The sequence below is a fragment of the Lysobacter changpingensis genome, from assembly GCF_017308985.1.
Lineage (GTDB): Bacteria > Pseudomonadota > Gammaproteobacteria > Xanthomonadales > Xanthomonadaceae > Lysobacter_J > Lysobacter_J changpingensis.
In genome coordinates this window covers 59,583-75,273 of sequence record NZ_JADWPE010000002.1, presented here as the reverse complement: position 1 = coordinate 75,273, position 15,691 = coordinate 59,583, and the positions used below count along the sequence as shown (strand labels likewise).

The window sequence follows — 15,691 nt, the reverse complement described above, 5'->3', positions numbered from 1 at the left end:
AGAGCAGGCACGTGCTTCCGTTCATTCCGGACTCGTATCCCTCGTCATGGCCCGGTCATCGGACCGTAACATGTGCTTAACGGGAAATTAGCCGCGTTTTCCTTGTCGCCATAACTGGCAAAACAGAAGGTTGCGACGTGATCAATCAGCTTCTGGAGCAGCGCATCGGCGCGCTCCGCGTTTTCGATGCGGACCTCTCGCTCAATGACGCGAACGCGCGCGTTCGCGTCGCCGTGGCGGACGGCCGCGCGGTGGTAGAAATCGTCCCTGGGTTCCCGTGCGCGTCGTTGCGTCCGCGGCTCGAAGCGGACGTGCAGCGGCTGCTCGCCGACGAAGGACTGGCGTTGACGCGGCTCGACCTGCATCCGCGCATCGCCTCGCATGCGGTGCAGCCGAATCTTTCGCCGCTGCCGAACGTGCGCAACCTCATCGCGGTGGGATCGGGCAAGGGCGGCGTGGGCAAGTCGACCACGGCGGTGAACCTGGCGCTCGCGCTGGCGGGCGAGGGCGCGCGCGTGGGCGTGCTCGATGCGGACATCTACGGCCCCAGCATCCCGACGATGCTCGGCCTCGATGGCCGCCCGGACAGCCCGGATGGCAAGACCATCGAACCGATGCAGGCGCACGGCGTGGAAGCGATGTCCATCGGCCTGCTGGTGGACCAGGACACGCCGATGATCTGGCGCGGCCCGATGGCGACCTCCGCGCTCACCCAGCTGCTGGGCGAGACCCGCTGGGGCCATTCGCTCAGCGGGGACCTGGATTACCTCATCGTCGACCTGCCGCCGGGCACGGGCGACATCCAGCTGACCCTGGCGCAGAAGATCCCGGTCGCGGGCGCGGTGATCGTGACCACGCCGCAGGACGTGGCGACGCTGGATGCGCGCAAGGCACTGAAGATGTTCGAGAAGGTCCACGTGCCGGTGCTGGGCCTGGTGGAGAACATGGCGGTGCACGTGTGCTCGAACTGCGGCCACGCCGAGCACGTCTTCGGCGAGGGCGGCGGCCGTCGCATGGCCGAGCAGTACGGCGTCCCGCTGCTGGGCAGCCTGCCGCTGGAGATCGCGATCCGCGAGCAGGGCGATGCCGGCTCGCCGGTGGTCGTCGCCGCGCCGGCGAGCGCCGCCGCCGCGGCGTATCGCGCCACGGCGCTGCGCATGGCGGTCGAACTGGCCCGCCGGCCGCGGGTGGCGACGCCGCTTTCGGCCTCGCTGGTGTAAGGGACCGGAAGCGAGGGAGAGGAACGGAAACGAGTGGAAAGCCCGGCTTTTCCTCGCGTTTCCCATGCCTCGTCACTCGTTCCTGCTTTTCCGGCACAATCCCCCTTCCCACGCCCGAGCCGCGCCAACCGCATGAGCATCAAGTCCGACCGCTGGATCCGCCGCATGTCCGAGCAGCCCAACGGCATGATCGAGCCGTTCGAGCCCGGTCAGGTCAAGACCGCGGCGGACGGCCACCGCATCGTCAGCTACGGCACTTCCAGCTACGGCTACGACGTGCGCTGCTCGCGCGAGTTCAAGGTGTTCACCAACATCAACTCCACGATCGTCGACCCGAAGCACTTCGACAACGGCAGCTTCGTCGACATCGAAAGCGACGTCTGCATCATTCCGCCGAATTCCTTCGCGCTGGCGCGCACGGTCGAGTACTTCCGCATCCCGCGCGACGTGCTCGTCGTCTGCCTGGGGAAGAGCACCTACGCGCGCTGCGGCATCATCGTCAACGTGACGCCGCTGGAGCCGGAATGGGAAGGCCACGTCACGCTCGAATTCAGCAACACCACGCCGCTGCCGGCGCGCATCTACGCGAACGAGGGCGTGGCGCAGATGCTGTTCTTCCAGTCCGACGAAGTCTGCGACACCTCCTACAAGGATCGCGGCGGCAAGTACCAGGGCCAGACCGGCGTCACGCTGCCGCGCACCTGACCGCCCCCGGCCGGCGGCGGTGCACCAGGGGAAGCCGGCCAACGCAACGCACATTCACTCGAAGGGGAAATCGCAGTGGAACAGCACAATCCTTACCAGCGCCCGCAGGCGCAGGTCGCCGACGTGTTGCCGCCCGACGGGCTCGTGCCCGCCAGCCGCGGCAAGCGTCTCGCCGCGGCCATCGTGGACGGCCTCATCGCCCTCGCGGTGTTCATCCCGATCATGATCTACGGCGGGTATTTCACCGCGCTCGCGCAGGGCGCAGGGCTGATGACGCAGCTGGGCTGGGGCCTGTTCGGCCTGGTCCTGTTCTTCGCCATCCAGTTCGTGCCGCTCAACGCCAGCGCGCAGACCTGGGGCAAGAAAGTGGTCGGCATCCGCATCGTCGACATGGACGGGCAGCAGCCCGGCCTGGGCGTGTTGATGGGACGCCGCTACCTGTTCTCCAACGGCATCGGCCTGGTGCCGCTGGTGGGCGGCGTGTTGAGCATCGTAAACGTGCTCTTCATCTTCCGTTCGGACCGTCGCTGCATTCACGACCTCGTCGCCGATACGCGCGTGGTCGAAGCGGACTGACGTCGTTGCCGTCGAGGTAACGGGAAATCCGAAGGCCCGCACTGCGGGCCTTTTTCCTGCGCCATTCGGATTCCTCCGATGGGGCGGGCCGCGCGCACGATCGAAAATCCGCCCGACGCGCGATCCCCGCGCGATGGAGACGCCGCATGACACGCAACACGACACGACTCGCCCTGACGATGGCCGGCCTGCTGTGCATGGCCGGGAGCGCCAGCGCCGGAAAGCTCGCCGACCTGCTCGGCAGCCAGGGCCTGAAGGACGCCGGCACCACCGCGATCACCGGTCTCACGCTGACCGACGCGCAGGTCGTCGAACTGGGCGCGAAATCGGTCGCGCAGATGGACAAGGAAAACCCGGTCGCACCCGCCGGCAACGCCTATGCGAAGCGCCTGGCCAGGCTCTCGCAGGGCATGGAAGGCGAGGACGGCCTGCGGCTCAACTTCAAGGTGTACCTGGTGAAGGACGTCAACGCGTTCGCCGTGCCCGACGGTTCGGTGCGCGTGTTCGCCGGCCTGATGGACCTGATGCCCGACGACGCGGAGTTGATGTCGGTCATCGGCCATGAGATCGGCCACGTCAAGCACGGCCACAGCAAGGAACACTACCGCGCCGCGTACCTGTCCAGCGCCGCGCGCAAGGGCGTGGCCGCGATGGGCGGCGCGGTCGGCAAGCTGGCGGCGTCCGACATCGGCGCGATCGGCGAGGCGGCGGTCAACGCGAAGTTCAGCCGCGCGAACGAAACGCAGGCGGACGAATACGGCGCGGATTTCCTGCGCCGCCACAAGATGGACCCGAACGCCTCGGTGCGCGGGATGCAGAAGCTCGCCGCGCAGGACGGCAAGGTGAAGACGTCCTTCCTCGACGACCATCCGGCTTCGCAGGAACGCGTGACGCATCTGCAGAAGTACATCGCGCGGAAGAAGTGACGCGTCAGGAGCGAGAAACGGGGCGTGGGTGGGCACGAACGACGCCCACTCCTCGCTCCTCCTCACGCACTGCTGCTCAATGCGTGGCGCCACCGCCCATCCGCACGTCGCGCTCGATCGTGAGCGCGATCCCCACCGCAAGCCGCAACGCCTGCGCGACGACCGTCGCCGGCAGGCTCGGCGCACCGGCATGCAGTGCCGCCTGCGCGGGCGAGTAGGGGATGTGCACGAAGCCGCCGCGCACGCCGGGCCGCTCGCGCAGCGCGTGCATCAGGCCGTAGAACACGTGGTTGCACACATACGTGCCGGCGGTCTGGGAAATCTCCGCGGGAAATCCCGCATTGCGCAGCGCCGCCAGCATCGCCTTGACCGGCAATCCGGTGAAATACGCCGCCGGTCCATCCGCAGCGACCGGCTCGTCGATCGGTTGCGCGCCCGCGTTGTCGGGAATGCGCGCGTCGATCACGTTGATCGCCACGCGCTCCAGCGAGATCTGCGCGCGTCCGCCGGCCTGTCCGACGCAGATCACCAGCGTCGGTGCGAGCTCGTCCAGCGCCTGCGCGAGCGCGTGCAGCGATGCCTCGAACTCCACCGGCAGGCAGCGCGCGACGATGCGATGACCGGCGACGATCTCGCCTTCCAGCGCCTGCACGGCGTCCCAACTCGGGTTGGTCGCTTCGCCGCCGAACGGCGCGAAGCCGGTCAGCAGCACGTGCGGGAGGGGATTCGCGCTCATCGGAAGGCAAGCCAGTACATCAGGGCGAGGTTGACCAGCAGCAGCGGGATGGCCGTCGGCAACTGCGCGCGGATCACCCCGTTCGGATCGTCCAGTTCCAGCAGCGCGGCCGGAACGAGGTTGAAGTTCGCCGCCATCGGCGTCATCAGCGTGCCGCAGTAGCCGGTGAGCATGCCGATGGAGCCCAGGATCGCCGGTGCGGCGCCGTGCTGCTGGATGAGCAGCGGCAGGCCGATGCCGGCCGTCATCACCGGGAACGCCGCGAACGCGTTGCCCATGATCACCGTGAACAACACCATCCCGAGCCCGTAGGCCAGCACGCAGGCGAGGCGGCTGTCGGCGGGGATCAGCATCGACACGATCGACGCCACCGCGTCCCCGACGCCGCTCGCCGCGAACACGCCGCCCAGCGTCGCCAGCACGATCGGCAGCAGCGCCGCCCAGCCCATCGTGTCGAGCAACCGGCGGCCTTCGCCGAGCGCGGCGATGGGGCGCTCGCGCGTGACCAGCATCGCCGCGAACGTCGCGACGACGCACGCCAGTGCCAGCCCGATCAGCGTGATGCTGCCTTCGCCGAACACCGGCGTGGCGCCGAACGCGAGTTCCGGCCCGAACAGCACGATCAACACCGTGACGACCGGAATGATCAGCGCCGGCACGAACAGCTTGTGGCGCAGCCGCTGCGCCGAGGCGAGCCGCTGCGCGTGCGGTGCTTCGTCGATCGGTTCGCGGCGCATGCGCGTGGCGAGCAGTGCGAGCGCGATCACGGCGGCGCCGGCCACCTGCGCGGGCAAGCGGTCGCCGTCCTTCGATGCATCGAGCACCGGTTTTCCGGCTGCGAACAGCACCGCCAGCAGCGTCCAGAACGCCGCGTGCGCGAAACGGCGCTCGCGCAGGTTGCGCAGTCCCGCGTACAGCAGGAACAGCGCGAGCAGCAGGTAGAAGTGTTCAATCGACAGCATCGGCGTGCGCGCTCCCGCTGGTTTGTGCGGCGCGGTGCGCGGCGGTGCGGCGATCGAGACCGCGCTGGAAGAACACGATGCGCACGGCGTGGATCACGAACGCGGCGATGGCGGTGGGCAGCGCCCACAACGCGATCTGCAACGGCTCCAGGTGTATCCCGTGTTCGGCATAGAAGCCCTGGATCAGCAGCACCGCGCCGAAAGCCAGGAACACGTCCTCGCCGAAGAAACGTCCGACGTTGTCGGTGGCCGCGGCGAGCGCGTGCACCTTCTGCGTGTCGTCGCGCGAGATCGCGCCGTTCGGCTTGGACGCAGCGGATTCCGCCATCGGCGCGAGCAGCGGTCGCACGGTCTGCGCGTGGCCGGCGATGTCGATCAGGCCGAGCATGCTCAGGCCCTGCCGCGCGGCGAGGTAGCCCGCAAGCAGCCGCGACAGCGTGAGCCGGCGCCAGCCTTCGATCCAGCGCAGCGCGTGCTCGCGCAGGCCGGCGCGTTCGAGCAGGCCAATGGTCGGCAGCGTCATCGCGAACATCAGCAGCGCGCGGTTGGAGACGAAGCTTTCGCCGAGCAGCGCCAGCAGTTCGCCCATCGACTTGCCGGCCAGCAGACCGCTCACCAGCCCTGCGCTGACCACCACGATCACCGGATTGGCGCGCAGCACGAAGCCGACCACCACCCATGCGACGCCGATCAGCGGCCAGTAGTTGATCGCTTCGTTCATGCGGTGGCTCCGAACGCGCGCACCGCGATGCCGTCGGCTTCCAGCGCCTCGCGCACGGCGCGTGCGAACTGCACCGCGTCCGCGCGATCGCCGTGCAGGCACAGCGTGTCGGCGCGCAGGCGCACGACGCGGCCATCGTCGGCCAGCACTTCGCCGTGCAGCGCAAGGCGTCGCACCTGCGCGATGGAGTCGTCCAGCGCATCGATCACCGCGCCGGGCGTGCCGCGCGGACGCAGCCGCCCGCGCGCGTCGTAGCCGCGTTCGGCGAAGACTTCATGCGCGACGCGCAACCCCTGTGCGATGCCGGCCTCCGCCAGCGCCGAGCCCGACAAGGCATAGAGCACCAGCGTCGGATCGATGTCCGCGACGGTCGCGGCGATCGCGTCGGCGACGGCACGATCGTCCGCCGCGACGTTGTACAGCGCGCCATGCGGTTTGACGTGCGCGAGCGGCACGCCTTCCTCCTGCGCGATGACGCGCAGGCGTCGCACCTGCCCACGCACCATGCGGGCCACGTCGCCGGGCGGCACGTCGAGCGCGCGCCGGCCGAAGTGTTCGCGATCCTCGTACGAAGGATGCGCGCCCGCCGCAACGCCATGCGCGCGGCACAGGCGCAGCGTTTCGCGCATCGATGCATCATCGCCCGCGTGGCCGCCGCAGGCGATGCTCGCGGAGGTCACGTGCGGAAGGATGGCCGCATCGTCGCCGCAGCCTTCGCCCAAGTCGCAATTGAAGTCGATGCGCGTGCCCACGTGCTTGGGATCGCGCGGCCTCAGCCGCGCTTGAACAGCATGCCCAGGCCGACCACGATCAGGATCGCCGGCCACCAGGTCATCAGCAGCCGGCCGAGGCTCATGTCGGTGAAGCCGAGGTTGTTCAGCAGGAACAGGGTGCCGATCACGACCAGCACCAGCGCGCCGACGATGTTGGATTTCATTCGAGTCCGCCAGGAAGAGTGGAAGGTTCAGACCGCGGCGAGGCGCGCGTCGATCATCACGCCGATTCTGGCGATGCGCGCACGTGCCGCGCAAGCCAGCCGATGGGCGGTGGCGGCGTCCACGGGCGCGAAATGCAGCGGCTGTCCCGGAACGCACTGCGCCAGGCGCGGCAGATCGGCGGCGACCACGTGCCCGAGCTTCGCGTAGCCGCCGACGGTCTGCGCGTCGCGCAGCAGCACGATGGGGCCGCCGTCGGCAGGCAACTGGATCGTGCCGGGCGCGACCGGTTCGGAGACGCCGTCGCCGCCGGTCGACGCCAGCGCATCGCCCTGCAACCGCAGTCCCTGGCGATTGCTGCTGGCGCTGACGCTCCACGCGCGGCGGGCGAGGGCGGTCGCGGCGGGATGCACGGACGGGCAATAGCGGATCGGCAGCTGGGCGTCGTCGGCCGGATCGATCCACCACGCCGGCGCGCGCGGCGCATCGATCGGGCGCGCGTGCGTCGCGCCGAGCGGAAGCGCGTCGCCTGCACGCAGCGCGCGTCCTTCCCACCCGCCGAAGCCGCCGCGCAGGTCGGTGCTGCGGCTGCCGAGCACCGGGGCGACATCGATGCCACCGTCGATCGCCAGCCACGCGCGCGCGCCGCCGCGCAATGCGCCGAGTTCGAGCGTGCCCGCCGGAAGGTCGACCGGACGCCCGCAGGGCACGCATTCGCCGTCGAACCGCATGGCCGTCGCCGCGCCGGCCAGTGCGACGCGTGCAGGCGCATCGAAGCGCAGCGTCGGCCCGCGCAGGGTCAGTTCGAGCACGGCGGCGTCGGCCGCGTTGCCGACGAGCCGGTTGGCCAGCGATGCGGCGTCGCTGTCGAGCGCACCCGCGAGCGCGACGCCGAGATGGCGCCAGCCGCCGCGGCCGCGATCCTGCACCGTGGTCAGCAGTCCCGGCGCGAGGACGTGCAAGGTGCGCGTCACGATGCGGTGTCCTGCCCGCGTCCCAGACGCGCGAACTCGTCGGCGTCGATCGCGCGGAAACGCACGCGGTCGCCCGGCAGCAGGCGCGTTGGCGCTTGGCGGTCCGGATCGAACAGCACCCACGGCGTGCGCCCGAGCACGCGCCAGCCGCCGGGGCTTTCGCGCGGATAGATGCCGGTCTGCGCGCCACCGATCGCGACGCTGCCCGCGGCCACGCGTGCGCGCGGCGTCGCCAGGCGCGGCAGCGCGAGCGCGGGATCGAGGCCGGAGAGGTACGGGAAGCCGGGAGCGAAACCGATCATCGCGACGGTGTAATCGCCGGCGGTGTGGCGGGCGATCAGTTCGGCCGGGGAAAGGCCGAGTTCGCTTGCGGAGGATTCGAGGTCGGACCCGTGTTCGCCGCCGTAGAGCACCGGGATCTCAACGAGTCTCGGCACTCCCTCCCCTGCAAGCAGGGGAAGGGGCGAACAATCGCCGCCCGATGCACGTTGCCCGCTCACCGTTGGCGATGCTTCGTCGACCAGCGCCAGCAACTCACCATGCACCCGCGCCGCATCTTCCGCCGGATCGAAAAACACCCCGAGGCTCGCATACGCCGGCACCAGATCCCGCAACCACCCGGGCTGCCGCGCCCGCAGTCGCGCCGCCATCGCGTGCACGGCCGCGTTGAGCTCCGGATCGATCCGATCGCCGAAGCGCAGCAGCCACGCATCGTCGGCCAGCGCTTCGATGTCGCAGGCCGCGCGCGGACTCACTGTTTCAGCGCGTCCTGCAACTGCTGGATGCGCGCGACCAGGGCTTCGGGCGTGTAGGGCTTCGCGCTCGCCGTGCCCCATACCGGACGCGGCCAGGCGATGTCGTCGGCGAACCGCGCGATCACATGCACGTGCAGCTGCGACACCACGTTGCCCAGCGCGGCGACGTTGAGCTTGTGGGGCTTGAACGCCGCGCGCAGCGCGTGGCTGGCGAGGTTGATCTCGGCCAGCAGCGCGGCCTGCTGCGTGGCGTCCAGATCGACCAGCTCCACCGCATCGGCGACGCGCGGCACGAGGATCAGCCACGGATGGTTCGCATCGTCCATCAGCCGCAGCTCGCTCAGGCGCAGATGCGCGACCGGATGCGTGTCCTGTGCGAGCTGCGCGTGCAACTGCCAGCCGCCGTGATTCCCGGCGCGGTTCATCGCAGGTTCTCCTGCAGGAAATCGAGGGTGCGGCGCCACGCCGTCTCGGCGGCGGCCGGCGCATAGGCGTGGTTGTCGACGTCGCGATTGAACGCGTGGCCGGCGCCGGCGTAGAGGTGGATCGTCGCGTGCGGCTGCTTCCGGCGATGCTGTTCGATCGCTGCGGGCGGAATGCTCGAATCGGTTTCGCCGAAGTGGAACATCATCGGCGCGCGCAACGGCTCGTCGAGGAAGGGCAGGGTGCGCGCGCCGTAGTACGACACCGCGGGCAGGCCGAGCCGCGTGTTCGCAAGGAACGCCACGCTGCCGCCCCAGCAGAACCCCACCGCGCCCGCGCGCAGGCCTTCGGCGTGCAGCGTCTCGGCGGCGACGGCGACGATGTCCACCGCGCGATCGAAGCCCAGCTCGTTGCGCAGCGCCACGCCACGCTGGGTGCCGGCCTCGTCGTAGTCCAGCTCGATGCCGGGCGCCACGGGGTCGTAAAGCGCCGGCGCGAGCGCGATGAAGCCCGCGGCGGCAAAGCGCTCGGTCACGGCGCGGACGTGGGCGTTGGCGCCGAAGATCTCCTGCAGCACGATCACCGCGCCGTGCGACGGCCCGGCCGGCTCGGCGCGCCAGGCGCGGACGGGGCCATGGGGGGTGTCCAGTTCGGTCCAGTGGGCCATGGGCTGTTCAGTTTCGGCGGGGGAAGGGACCCGGACGATTCTAGCTCCGGGGCTATAATTCCCGGGATTCGAGATTGGGGATTCGGGATTCGCGCACCGCGCCGGCCCGCGGCCGCGAGTGCGCATGCGCTACCGGCGTTGCTCTGCCAATCCCGAATCTCCAATCCCGAATCCCGGTTTACTCCATGTCCCTTGCCAATCCCAAAGTCGGTTTCGTCAGCCTCGGTTGCCCGAAGGCGCTGGTCGATTCCGAACGCATCCTCACCCAGCTGCGCGTGGAGGGATACGACATCGTGCAGACCTACGACGACGCCGACGTCGTCGTGGTCAACACCTGCGGCTTCATCGACTCGGCGGTGGCCGAATCGCTGGACGCCATCGGCGAAGCGATCGCCGAGAACGGCAAGGTCATCGTCACCGGCTGCCTGGGCAAGAAGCCCGAGCAGATCCGCCAGGCGCATCCGGACGTGCTGTCGATCAGCGGCCCGCAGGATTACGGCAGCGTCATGACCGCCGTGCACGCGGCGTTGCCGCCGAAGCACGATCCGTTCCTGGACCTGGTGCCCGACACGGGCATCAAGCTGACGCCGAAGCACTACGCGTACCTCAAGATTTCCGAAGGCTGCAATCACCGTTGCAGCTTCTGCATCATCCCGTCGATGCGCGGCGACCTCGTCAGTCGTCCGGTCGACCAGGTGCTGCGCGAAGCCGAAAAGCTCGCGATGGGCGGCGTGAAGGAACTGCTGGTCATCTCGCAGGATACCTCCGCCTACGGCGTCGACGTGAAGTACGCCGAGCGCGAATGGCGCGGCAAGTCGTACCAGACGCGCATGAAGGCGCTGTGCGAAGGGCTGGCCGAACTCGGCATCTGGACGCGCCTGCACTACGTGTATCCGTATCCGCACGTGGACGACATCATTGCGCTGATGGCGGACGGCAAGCTGCTGCCCTACCTCGACATCCCGTTCCAGCACGCCAGCCCGCGCGTGCTGAAGCTGATGAAGCGTCCGGGCGCGGTGGAAAAGACGCTCGAACGCATCCAGCGCTGGCGTTCGGTCGCGCCGGACATCGCGATCCGTTCGACCTTCATCGTCGGTTTCCCCGGCGAGACCGAAGCCGAATTCGAGGAACTGCTGGATTTCCTCGACGAAGCGCAGCTCGACCGCGTCGGCGCGTTCGCCTATTCGCCGGTGGAAGGCGCCACGGCCAACGCGCTGCCCGACGCGATTCCCGAGGACGTGAAGCAGGAGCGCCTCGCGCGCTTCATGGAGAAGCAGGCGGAGATCTCCGCCGCGAAGCTGGAAGCGAAGGTCGGCACGACGCAGCGCTGCCTGGTCGACGCGCTCGACGGCGAACTGGCGATCGCGCGCACGATGTACGACGCGCCGGAGATCGACGGCCTGGTGCAGATCCAGAACGGGTTCATGGCCGGCGTGAAGCCCGGCGAATTCGTCGACGTTGAAATCATGGGCAGCGACGAGCACGACCTGTTCGGTGAGGTCGCGTTCGAGGATTGAGGCGTCTGGCGGTCGCCGTCGTCCCGAGACCGCCTTCCATCACTCCGCCACGCTTCCCGTCACCACCACGCACACCACCGCCATCCCGATCAACCCGGCGCCCACCAGCGCCCCGTAGCGGCGGTTCCCGCTCGCGAACGCCAGCGCCGTCTTCGCGATGGCGCTCGATGCGAGCAGCGCCGCCACGCCCCATTGCGCGTGCGCCATCGTCATCCCGCCCGCCGCGGAAAGCTGCGCGATGCTCGCCGCCGCCGCATGCAGTTCCACCACCGCGACCAGCACCGCCGTCGCCAGCGCGCCCAGGTCGCCGAACACGCTGCGCAGCCACGCCGAAACGACCAGCACGAGCGCGATCACCAGCGCCAGCAGCAAGGCGTGGCTCAGCTTGAACGCGCGCGCTTCCGGTTCGTCGGGCAGGGTGGGCGCCTGGCCCTGGCGACGCAGGCCGATCGCCGCCATCAACGCCAGCACGCCCGCCGCGGACGCGAGCGGCCACGCGCACGCGCGCAACAGCGCGGGCGCCGCGGTCGCGATGATGCCGATCATCAGCAACAACGAGGCGAGATTCGCCAGCAGTGCCGCGGACGCCGCGCCGGCCGTGAGTTCGCTTGCATCGCGCGTGCGCTGGCCGAAGCCCGCCACGGCGGCGGTGGACGATGCGAATCCGGAAAAGAACCCCGCGACCGGCAGCCCCCAGCGCGCGCCGACCGCGCGCAGCGCGACATGGCCGAGCATGCCCACGGCCATCACCAGCACCACCAGGCGCCACAGTTTCGACGGCACCAGCACGCCCCAGGGATCGATCGCCGAATCCGGCAGCAGCGGCAGGATCACCAGCGCCGAGGTGGCGAGCAGCAGCGCATCCTGCACCTCGCGCGCGCTGACGACGTCGCGCGCGAACCGTCGCAGCGGGTGCTTGGCGAACAGCAGCGCCGCGCAGATCACGCCGAGCGCGGCGGCCACCGCGGCGTTCGTGCGCGCGAGCGCCGCCAGCGTCGCGGTGACCAGCAACGCCATCTCGCCGGTGAGGCCCGGGTCGTCCGTGCGCGTTCGCAGGTAGGCGGCGACCGCGAGGACGCCGACCGCGATCACCACCGCGACCAGCACCGCCGGCCCGAGCCCCGCCGCGACCGCCGCGGCCGTCGCGACCATCGCATGCGTGCGGATGCCGGCCGCGACCGGGCCGCCGTCGTGATGCTGGCGTTCGCGCACCACGCCGATGAGCAGCCCGATGGCGATGGCCGTGAGCAGGCCCTGGAGGTCGTCGGAGTCCATGCGCACACGCTACCGCAGGCGCGTGCGAAGCGCGTCAGCGCGGTGCGCGGGTCATCGGCACGAAGCGCAGCCCGCGCTCGAACCGCGCCGGTCCCGCGGCTTCGAAGCCGAGCCGCCGGTAGGCCTCGACCGCGTGCAACGAGGCGTTCACCGTCACCGGCGCATCGGGCGCCGCGTGGTATCGCACGGCCTGCCACAGGCGCCGCGCGATACCGCGCCGTTGCATGTCGTCGGCCACGAACAGGTGGTACAGGTGCGAGGGAAGCCGCAGCACCGCGACGCCGACGATGCGGGTGCCGTGGTGCGGGGCGACCTGCTCCGCGACCACGTGGCGATGCCCTTCGCGCAGGCGCTCCTCGATGCGTGCCGGGACCATCGAGTCGACCAGCATCGCGATGCCGTCGTCCGTGCAGTCGGGCGCGATCCAGCGTCGCGTCGATGCGATCACGAGCGCGCTGATCGCCGCGGCATCGTCGGCGGTCGCGTCGCGCAGGACGATCGCGTCAGCCGGCGGCATCGTCGTAGGCCACCTCGACGATCACGAAACGTGCCGCGCCGCCGGGCAGCATCGCCTCGAACTCGTCGTCCAGCCGCTTCTTCAGCATGGCGCGCGCGAGCGGCGAGTCGATGCTGATCCAGCCGGCCTTCGCGTCGGTCTCGTCGGGGCCGACGATGCGGTAGCGCTGCGTTTCGCCGCTGGCGACGTTCTCGATCTCCACGCGCGCGCCGAAGAACACCGCATCCGGATCGCTCGGCACGGTATCGACCACGCGCAGCGCCGGCACGCGCTTGGACAGGTAGCGCACGCGACGGTCGATCTCAGCGAGTTGCTTCTTGCGGTAGGTGTACTCGGCGTTCTCCGAGCGATCGCCTTCGGCCGCGGCGGCGGCGAGCGCCTTCACCACTTCGGGACGCTTCACGCGCCAGAGCTCGTCGAGCTCGGCCTTGAGGCGGTCGTGTCCCTCGCGGGTGATGAGCGCGGTGCTTTTTTCGGGAGGTGGACGCCAGCGGCCCATGCGTGGTGTTTCCTGATGCTCTTGAAGCCCGGGTAAGCGAAGCGCACCCGGGTTGCAGCGACCGTGCGGCCCCCGGGTGCGCTTCGCTGCTACCCGGGCTACAACCGCGCCTTATCGGGAACGCCTGAGGGTGTACGGCAGCGCGCTGTCGATCGGCTTGCCTTCCGTGTCCAACTGGCGGATCCCGTCCTGCGACAGGATGGCGAACAACCGGTCGTTGTCCGACTTGCTGTTCGGATCCAGCCGCAGGCGCTGGTTGTTCTCCTCGACCGTCCACGTCCCGTCGCCCTTGATCTCCGGCGCCGAGCGCTCCTGGTAGGACTCGGTGATCGTGTACGTGCCGTCGGCCGCGAGCACGAGCCGCGTGTCGATGCCCGGGCAATCCGCGCAGGGCAGGGTGCCGGTGAACATGCCGGCGAAGGCCTTCGCGTCGAACGGCGCGCCTTGCGCCGACGGACGTGCATCGGCAGCGGGCGACACCGGTGCGGCTGCCGCTTCGGGCTGCGCGGGCGGCGTGGCGGTTTCGGCCGGCGCCTGCGGCTTGCACGCCGACAACGCGGCCACGACCAGCGCGGCGAGCAGGGCGGCGCGTGCGTTCACTGCGGACTTCGACATCGTGTGTTCCTTGCGTCTGGGGGAAGGAAATCGAACCGGTCAGCGCCGCGAACCGCCGAAGATGCTGCCGAGCAGTCCGCGCACGATCTGCTGCCCGATGCGGCTGCCGACCGTGCGCGCGGTCTGCTTGGCCATCGTCTCGACCATGCCCTGGCGCCGCTTCGTGCCGAACACCGCGTCCTTCACCGCCTGGCCGAAGCCGCTGTCCTCCGCCTCGTCCTGCGCGCGCGAACGCGCCGGCGGCGCCTTGCTCTGCAGCGTGGCGGCTTCGGCGCGCGCGGCGAGCATTTCGGCGGCCGATTCGCGATCCACGCGCTCGTCGTACTTGTGCCCGACCGGACTGCCATTGCGCACCTGCGCGCGTTCGGTTTCGGTGATCGCGCCCATCCGGCAGCGCGGCGGCGCGACCAGCGTCTTTTCCACCGGCATCGGCACGCCCTTGTCCTGCAGCGTGGACACCAGCGCCTCGCCGGTGCCGAGCTGCGAGATCGTCTTCGCCACGTCCAGCGCCGGATTGGGCACGAAGGTCTCCGCGGCGGTCTTCACCGCCTTCTGGTCGCGCGGCGTGAACGCACGCAGCGCGTGCTGCACGCGGTTGCCGAGCTGGCCGAGGATGTCGTCGGGGACGTCGTCGGGGAACTGCGAGCAGAAATACACGCCCACGCCCTTGGAGCGGATCAGCCGCACGACCTGCTCCACGCGCTGCTGCAGGGCCGGCGGCGCGTCGTCGAACAGCAGGTGCGCCTCGTCGAACACGAACACGAGCTTGGGTTTGTCCAGATCGCCGACTTCAGGCAGCGTCTCGAACAGTTCCGACAGCAGCCACAGCAGGAAACTGGAGTACAGGCGCGGCTTGAGGACCAACTGCTCGGAGGCGAGCACGTTCACGACGCCGCGGCCGTCCGGCGTGGTGCGCATCAGGTCGGCCAGTTCCAGCGCGGGCTCGCCGAAGAACAGCTCGCCGCCTTCCTGCTCCAGTCGCAGCAGGGCGCGCTGGATCGCGCCGATCGACTGCGCGCTGACCAGGCCGTAGCTGGTGGAGATGTCCTTGCGCTCCGCCGCGACCACGCCGAGCAGCGCGCGCAGGTCGTCCAGGTCGAGCAGCAGCAGGCCGCGGTCGTCGGCCAGCTTGAAGACGATGTCGAGCACGCCGGACTGGGTGTCGTTGAGTTCGAGCACGCGCGAAAGCAGGGTCGGTCCCATCTCGCTCACGGTGGTGCGCACCGGATGGCCGAGCTTGCCGAACAGGTCCCAGAACACCACCGGATTGGCTTCGTGCGCGTAGTTCGCCAGGCCGATCTCGGCCACGCGCGACTGCAGCTTCTCGTTCGCGGCGCCGGCGACGGCAAGGCCTGCAACGTCGCCCTTCACGTCGGCGAGGAACACCGGCACGCCCAGCCGCGAGAACCCTTCCGCCAGGGTCATCAGCGTCACCGTCTTGCCGGTGCCGGTGGCGCCCGCGACGAGGCCGTGGCGGTTGCCGAACTTCGGCTGCAGGAACACGTGGCCCTGCGAGTCGGGCAGCGATTGCGGCGTGGTGACGGCCTTGCCAAGCAGGATGGGGTCCATGGAGGAGTCTTTCCGGGAATGCGGCGATGGAGTTGCCGCGATTCTAGGCATGCCGGCGGTCGCCCGTGTTCATCTTGCGAATCCTGCGGGTTCGCGCCG

19 protein-coding genes are annotated in these 15,691 nt (G+C 69.7%); 5 read left to right on the top strand and 14 right to left on the bottom strand.

The window, feature by feature from the left end; all coding sequences use genetic code 11:
* Window positions 1-137: 137 nt before the first annotated feature.
* The 4 genes from apbC (at window position 138) to I4U41_RS02035 (ending at window position 3,427) form a co-directional block, all read left to right on the top strand.
* The gene (gene apbC / locus I4U41_RS02050; protein WP_206859329.1) at window positions 138-1,220 is read left to right on the top strand and encodes an iron-sulfur cluster carrier protein ApbC; all 1,083 of its coding nucleotides are present in this window, start codon (window positions 138-140) and stop codon (window positions 1,218-1,220) included.
* 132 nt (window positions 1,221-1,352) lie between these two features.
* The gene (dcd, locus tag I4U41_RS02045) at window positions 1,353-1,925 is read left to right on the top strand and encodes a dCTP deaminase (RefSeq protein ID WP_206859328.1); all 573 of its coding nucleotides are present in this window, start codon (window positions 1,353-1,355) and stop codon (window positions 1,923-1,925) included.
* 75 nt (window positions 1,926-2,000) lie between these two features.
* A complete protein-coding gene (locus I4U41_RS02040; RefSeq protein ID WP_206859327.1) occupies window positions 2,001-2,501 on the top strand; it encodes an RDD family protein in 501 nt (166 codons plus the stop codon).
* A gap of 146 nt (window positions 2,502-2,647) precedes the next feature.
* Window positions 2,648-3,427 (top strand): M48 family metallopeptidase, encoded by a 780-nt coding sequence (locus I4U41_RS02035; protein ID WP_206859326.1) that lies wholly within the window; start codon window positions 2,648-2,650, stop codon window positions 3,425-3,427.
* A 76-nt stretch (window positions 3,428-3,503) separates the two neighbouring features.
* On the opposite strand, the gene pcp is transcribed toward I4U41_RS02035, so the two are convergent.
* The 9 genes from pcp to I4U41_RS01990 are packed head-to-tail and all read right to left on the bottom strand — an operon-like array spanning window position 3,504 to window position 9,600.
* Window positions 3,504-4,163, bottom strand: coding sequence for a pyroglutamyl-peptidase I (gene pcp, locus I4U41_RS02030; protein ID WP_206859324.1), 660 nt, complete (start codon window positions 4,161-4,163; stop codon window positions 3,504-3,506).
* Window positions 4,160-5,125, bottom strand: coding sequence for a DUF979 domain-containing protein (locus tag I4U41_RS02025; protein WP_206859323.1), 966 nt, complete (start codon window positions 5,123-5,125; stop codon window positions 4,160-4,162). The genes pcp and I4U41_RS02025 overlap by 4 nt, the downstream gene beginning before the upstream one ends.
* Window positions 5,112-5,846 (bottom strand): DUF969 domain-containing protein, encoded by a 735-nt coding sequence (locus I4U41_RS02020; RefSeq protein ID WP_242524966.1) that lies wholly within the window; start codon window positions 5,844-5,846, stop codon window positions 5,112-5,114. The genes I4U41_RS02025 and I4U41_RS02020 overlap by 14 nt, the downstream gene beginning before the upstream one ends.
* Entirely contained in the window at window positions 5,843-6,598 is a 756-nt protein-coding gene (locus I4U41_RS02015; protein WP_206859320.1) for a 5-oxoprolinase subunit PxpA, read from the bottom strand. The genes I4U41_RS02020 and I4U41_RS02015 overlap by 4 nt, the downstream gene beginning before the upstream one ends.
* A gap of 20 nt (window positions 6,599-6,618) precedes the next feature.
* Window positions 6,619-6,783: a LiaI-LiaF-like domain-containing protein gene (locus tag I4U41_RS02010; protein ID WP_181902663.1), complete on the bottom strand. Its 165-nt coding sequence runs from the start codon at window positions 6,781-6,783 to the stop codon at window positions 6,619-6,621.
* A gap of 27 nt (window positions 6,784-6,810) precedes the next feature.
* Window positions 6,811-7,755 (bottom strand): 5-oxoprolinase/urea amidolyase family protein, encoded by a 945-nt coding sequence (locus tag I4U41_RS02005; RefSeq protein ID WP_206859318.1) that lies wholly within the window; start codon window positions 7,753-7,755, stop codon window positions 6,811-6,813.
* A complete protein-coding gene (gene pxpB, locus I4U41_RS02000) occupies window positions 7,752-8,510 on the bottom strand; it encodes a 5-oxoprolinase subunit PxpB (RefSeq protein WP_320415133.1) in 759 nt (252 codons plus the stop codon). Before pxpB ends, I4U41_RS02005 begins: the two co-directional genes overlap by 4 nt.
* Window positions 8,507-8,935 carry an HIT family protein gene (locus I4U41_RS01995; protein ID WP_206859309.1) on the bottom strand — a complete coding sequence of 143 codons (429 nt, stop codon included), beginning with the start codon at window positions 8,933-8,935 and terminating at the stop codon, window positions 8,507-8,509. Before I4U41_RS01995 ends, pxpB begins: the two co-directional genes overlap by 4 nt.
* Complete coding sequence (locus I4U41_RS01990; RefSeq protein ID WP_206859308.1) at window positions 8,932-9,600, bottom strand: dienelactone hydrolase family protein; 669 nt, start codon at window positions 9,598-9,600, stop codon at window positions 8,932-8,934. The genes I4U41_RS01995 and I4U41_RS01990 overlap by 4 nt, the downstream gene beginning before the upstream one ends.
* A 185-nt stretch (window positions 9,601-9,785) precedes the next feature.
* Here I4U41_RS01990 and rimO point away from each other — a divergent pair, with 185 nt between their 5' ends.
* On the top strand, window positions 9,786-11,117 hold the full coding sequence (gene rimO / locus I4U41_RS01985) for a 30S ribosomal protein S12 methylthiotransferase RimO (protein WP_206859306.1): 1,332 nt from the start codon (window positions 9,786-9,788) through the stop codon (window positions 11,115-11,117).
* A gap of 39 nt (window positions 11,118-11,156) precedes the next feature.
* Here the strand turns inward: rimO and I4U41_RS01980 are convergent, their stop codons facing one another.
* The 5 genes from I4U41_RS01980 to I4U41_RS01960 form a co-directional block, all read right to left on the bottom strand.
* Window positions 11,157-12,392, bottom strand: a complete 1,236-nt coding sequence (locus I4U41_RS01980) for an MgtC/SapB family protein (protein ID WP_206859304.1) — start codon at window positions 12,390-12,392, stop codon at window positions 11,157-11,159.
* A gap of 34 nt (window positions 12,393-12,426) precedes the next feature.
* Window positions 12,427-12,909 (bottom strand): GNAT family N-acetyltransferase, encoded by a 483-nt coding sequence (locus tag I4U41_RS01975; protein WP_206859302.1) that lies wholly within the window; start codon window positions 12,907-12,909, stop codon window positions 12,427-12,429.
* Complete coding sequence (gene greB / locus I4U41_RS01970; RefSeq protein ID WP_206859301.1) at window positions 12,896-13,408, bottom strand: transcription elongation factor GreB; 513 nt, start codon at window positions 13,406-13,408, stop codon at window positions 12,896-12,898. The genes I4U41_RS01975 and greB overlap by 14 nt, the downstream gene beginning before the upstream one ends.
* Before the next feature lie 111 nt (window positions 13,409-13,519).
* A complete protein-coding gene (locus I4U41_RS01965; RefSeq protein WP_206859299.1) occupies window positions 13,520-14,023 on the bottom strand; it encodes a copper resistance protein NlpE in 504 nt (167 codons plus the stop codon).
* A gap of 39 nt (window positions 14,024-14,062) precedes the next feature.
* The gene (locus I4U41_RS01960) at window positions 14,063-15,592 is read right to left on the bottom strand and encodes a helicase HerA-like domain-containing protein (protein WP_206859297.1); all 1,530 of its coding nucleotides are present in this window, start codon (window positions 15,590-15,592) and stop codon (window positions 14,063-14,065) included.
* Window positions 15,593-15,691 lie beyond the last annotated feature (99 nt).

Coding starts and splice junctions, on each gene's coding strand:
- I4U41_RS02025 (WP_206859323.1), bottom strand. CDS start 5,125: ATGCTGTCGATTGAACACTTCTACCTGCTGCTCGCGCTGTTCCTGCTG.
- dcd (WP_206859328.1), top strand. CDS start 1,353: ATGAGCATCAAGTCCGACCGCTGGATCCGCCGCATGTCCGAGCAGCCC.
- I4U41_RS01960 (WP_206859297.1), bottom strand. CDS start 15,592: ATGGACCCCATCCTGCTTGGCAAGGCCGTCACCACGCCGCAATCGCTG.
- I4U41_RS01980 (WP_206859304.1), bottom strand. CDS start 12,392: ATGGACTCCGACGACCTCCAGGGCCTGCTCACGGCCATCGCCATCGGG.
- I4U41_RS01995 (WP_206859309.1), bottom strand. CDS start 8,935: ATGAACCGCGCCGGGAATCACGGCGGCTGGCAGTTGCACGCGCAGCTC.
- rimO (WP_206859306.1), top strand. CDS start 9,786: ATGTCCCTTGCCAATCCCAAAGTCGGTTTCGTCAGCCTCGGTTGCCCG.
- pcp (WP_206859324.1), bottom strand. CDS start 4,163: ATGAGCGCGAATCCCCTCCCGCACGTGCTGCTGACCGGCTTCGCGCCG.
- greB (WP_206859301.1), bottom strand. CDS start 13,408: ATGGGCCGCTGGCGTCCACCTCCCGAAAAAAGCACCGCGCTCATCACC.
- I4U41_RS02020 (WP_242524966.1), bottom strand. CDS start 5,846: ATGAACGAAGCGATCAACTACTGGCCGCTGATCGGCGTCGCATGGGTG.
- I4U41_RS01975 (WP_206859302.1), bottom strand. CDS start 12,909: ATGCCGCCGGCTGACGCGATCGTCCTGCGCGACGCGACCGCCGACGAT.
- I4U41_RS02010 (WP_181902663.1), bottom strand. CDS start 6,783: ATGAAATCCAACATCGTCGGCGCGCTGGTGCTGGTCGTGATCGGCACC.
- I4U41_RS01990 (WP_206859308.1), bottom strand. CDS start 9,600: ATGGCCCACTGGACCGAACTGGACACCCCCCATGGCCCCGTCCGCGCC.
- I4U41_RS02035 (WP_206859326.1), top strand. CDS start 2,648: ATGACACGCAACACGACACGACTCGCCCTGACGATGGCCGGCCTGCTG.
- I4U41_RS01965 (WP_206859299.1), bottom strand. CDS start 14,023: ATGTCGAAGTCCGCAGTGAACGCACGCGCCGCCCTGCTCGCCGCGCTG.